The sequence below is a fragment of the Shigella sp. FJ200513 genome (assembly GCF_040495915.1).
In the GTDB taxonomy this organism is placed as follows: Bacteria; Pseudomonadota; Gammaproteobacteria; order Enterobacterales; family Enterobacteriaceae; genus ECMA0423.
The window spans coordinates 1-2,867 of the sequence record NZ_JBDYCV010000199.1 but is presented as its reverse complement, the minus strand read 5'-3'; the positions used below and the strand labels follow the sequence as shown (position 1 = coordinate 2,867).

Sequence of the window (2,867 nt, the reverse complement as noted above, 5' to 3'; positions counted from 1 at the left end):
TCGGTGGAGCTGCATGACAAGGTCATCGGGCATTATCTGAACATAAAACACTATCAGTAAGTTGGAGTCATTACCTCCCGAGAAATCAAGCGTACTGTGAAATACGCCATTATCAGGGGTACAGATACCTTTAGGAGCTGCAAGTGCTACACTACTTAACGAGAGCATAAACACAGCAAAGCACCACTGTTTGATATACTTGTTCATAAAAATCCTTTTAATGACATGTCACACCCTGTTCAATTAATCCGCTCTCACTTTCTGGTGTCGAAAATGAATAATTGAAGATGCATTTTGTTGAGGCGTTTTCTCCCCAGGATAACGTAACCTGTCCTTTTTCTGGTAGACCAGAAAGATAAAGTTCGCCACGGTCACCGACAATTCCTGAATCTGCCAAACTTGCATCTTGTATCGCAGCAATGGCTCCAAAAGGTACCGGTTTACCATTTGCATTTAACACTCTGAAGAGAACGCGATAACCCACATGAGTCACAAACTCCGCTTTAACCACTGCACCACGCGTGGGAACCATCGTAACGACGGTATTATCAAGTTCTATATTCGACTTCGAGAAATAGTTATCGCTGATTGCTACCCGATTTTCATCATAAGGGTTTAGCTGTGTCTTGACCGTATAGCCGCGCCAGTCCGTCGCAGCACCGCGCATATTATCTATTTCTAACCTGGCGGCCCCAGGTGCTTTAACAAGAGCAATAGTTTCACCTAACTCCTGACTTAACGTTACCCCTTCGCTGTGTGCCAGAATTCCCCCTCTGATACCATAATTCAGCCTCTGGGAATTTTGGCTGTAGTTATAGCTGCCGTTCACCGTGCCATAAGAGCCATCATAGGTCAGGGACATATTACCGCCAACCTCATCATCATGACTGTTATAGGACTGCATTAAATTCCATGAAAGGTTATTTCTTTCCAGCGCCGTACCGCTGAGTCCGAGTTGATGTGAGCTACCGGAATTATCGTTTTGCGAAACAGAATAGGTGGCGTAACTATTACCCCACCAGCCCGATAAAGGAACAGATAAAGAGAGCATGTAGATCTGCTCACTGGTGTTATCACTGGCATGGTTGTTCCCCGTCCCCTGTCTGGCAGTATTGGAATAACTCCAGGAGACGTTCCACGAGAGACGCTTCCAGCTACTGCTGTAGCCAAATTGCATTAATCGTTCGACATCATCGGTATGCCAGTATTGTTGCCGGCTTAATGTCAGGTATAAATTGCCATAATCTCTCCCCAACGACTGCGTTAGCGTTCCCTCCACGCGACTACGTCGGTTACCTGTTTCCCAAAAGTCTTCAGGGCTGTTGCGCCGCGATGCCCACTCATTGAGGGTATAGTAGCCCTCGGTGGAGTAACGATAGCCAACCAGGCGCAAGCTAGTGTCTGTGTCGTCAAATAGTTTTGAATAGAGAAAGCGATATGACTGACCCGTTTCTGTATCATCATGGCTAAAATTCGCACGAGCATGTGTCACATCGAAAGAAATTGCGCCCAAAGCGCCAAGATCTTTACCGACACCCAGAGCTGCAGAACCATAATTTTCAGCAGCCTGCATACCTCCATATAAAGTGATCCCGTGGGAAAAACCATGAAGTATTTGCGCCTGAAGGACGTCCGGTGTAAATCCGTCTTCATCGCGCAATTCACCCACGCTGACATCAACATCTGTCAGACCTTCACGTTTAAGAATCGCCAATGAAGCATAAGGTTGGGTGAATCGTTGTTCGCTACCGTCTTCTTCTTTGATGGTTACGTCCAAATCGCCACCTGTACTTGCGGTGTTGAGATCGGTGATCTCAAAAGCACCTTGTGGAACGGCTGACTGATAAATCACGTAGCCATTCTGCCGAATGATGACGGTGGCGTTGGACTTTGCAATCCCACGAACCACAGGAGCAAAGCCATTCTGGCTGGCGGGTAGCATATCGTTATCAGTATACAAACGCGCGCCGCGAATTTGCGTACTGTCGAAAATATCGCTCGCCGTCCACGTATCACCAATCATAATCTGGCTTCTTAACGCGGCAATATCGCGCTGTATCCAGGTACTAATGGAGTTGTATTCCGCACGGCCATCGCTGGTGTTTAAAGTACTGTAATTACGTAGCCGCCACGGTCCAATATTCAGTCCATTGCGCAGATTGAGATAACTGGTATCTGTCTCTTGTGAACCATAATCTGAACGTAGTGTATGTGAACCAGAAAAATCGTAGTTGATGGTGAGCGCATTAATCCCCTCATCCCAACGCGTGGGGCTGATGTAATCATAAGCCATCGCGTCCATGTAGATTTGGTGAATGGATATATTCAGCTGCAATTTATCACTGTCAAACTGCCAGGATGAGCCTTCAATACGTGGAGCAGGATCGAGGCAAACCGTCTCATCCACATCATTGAACGATTTGAGCGCATCAACTTTTATGCCAAAGGAGGACAGTGTTTTTTTAATGGCAATAAAGCAAGCGTGCAGATCAGCATCTGGATTATCCTGAACAAATGTCACATCCTGACGTTCAAACATTTTACCGTTGATAAAAATATCAACGCTATAAACACCTGGGGGCATCAGGTTTGCCCGATTAAACTGGCGAATATCGACTCCGGATTGATGGTTGATTTCCAGAAGCGCCGGATTGAATACACTGACCTCGGCCATCAGGTTTTGCGAGAAAATCAGACACGTCCCTGCCGTGAGGCCAACCACTATTCTGGTCGTCATCATAATACGCCTATCCTTATCCCTTGCTTACAGCGTCATTTTTATCGGGTCACTGACTAGACTGGCCCCCTGAATCTCCAGACAACCAGTATCACTTATTTAAGTGATAGTCTTAATACTAGTTTTTAGA

2 protein-coding genes and 1 pseudogene are annotated in these 2,867 nt (G+C 46.3%); 1 reads left to right on the top strand and 2 read right to left on the bottom strand.

Annotation, left to right across the window (positions count from 1 at the left end):
• Nucleotides 1–3 precede the first annotated feature (3 nt).
• Nucleotides 4–60 (top strand): IS1 family transposase, encoded by a 57-nt coding sequence (locus ABZJ92_RS21265; protein WP_003032489.1) that lies wholly within the window; start codon nt 4–6, stop codon nt 58–60.
• 15 nt (nt 61–75) lie between these two features.
• Here the strand turns inward: ABZJ92_RS21265 and ABZJ92_RS21260 are convergent.
• Together ABZJ92_RS21260 and lpfC-O113 are read right to left on the bottom strand one after the other, a co-directional pair.
• Nucleotides 76–207: pseudogene (locus ABZJ92_RS21260) on the bottom strand (fimbrial protein); the annotation flags it as partial.
• 10 nt (nt 208–217) lie between these two features.
• A complete protein-coding gene (gene lpfC-O113 / locus ABZJ92_RS21255) occupies nt 218–2,740 on the bottom strand; it encodes a long polar fimbrial usher protein LpfC-O113 (RefSeq protein WP_000989229.1) in 2,523 nt (840 codons plus the stop codon).
• Between the last annotated feature and the right edge of the window lie 127 nt (nt 2,741–2,867).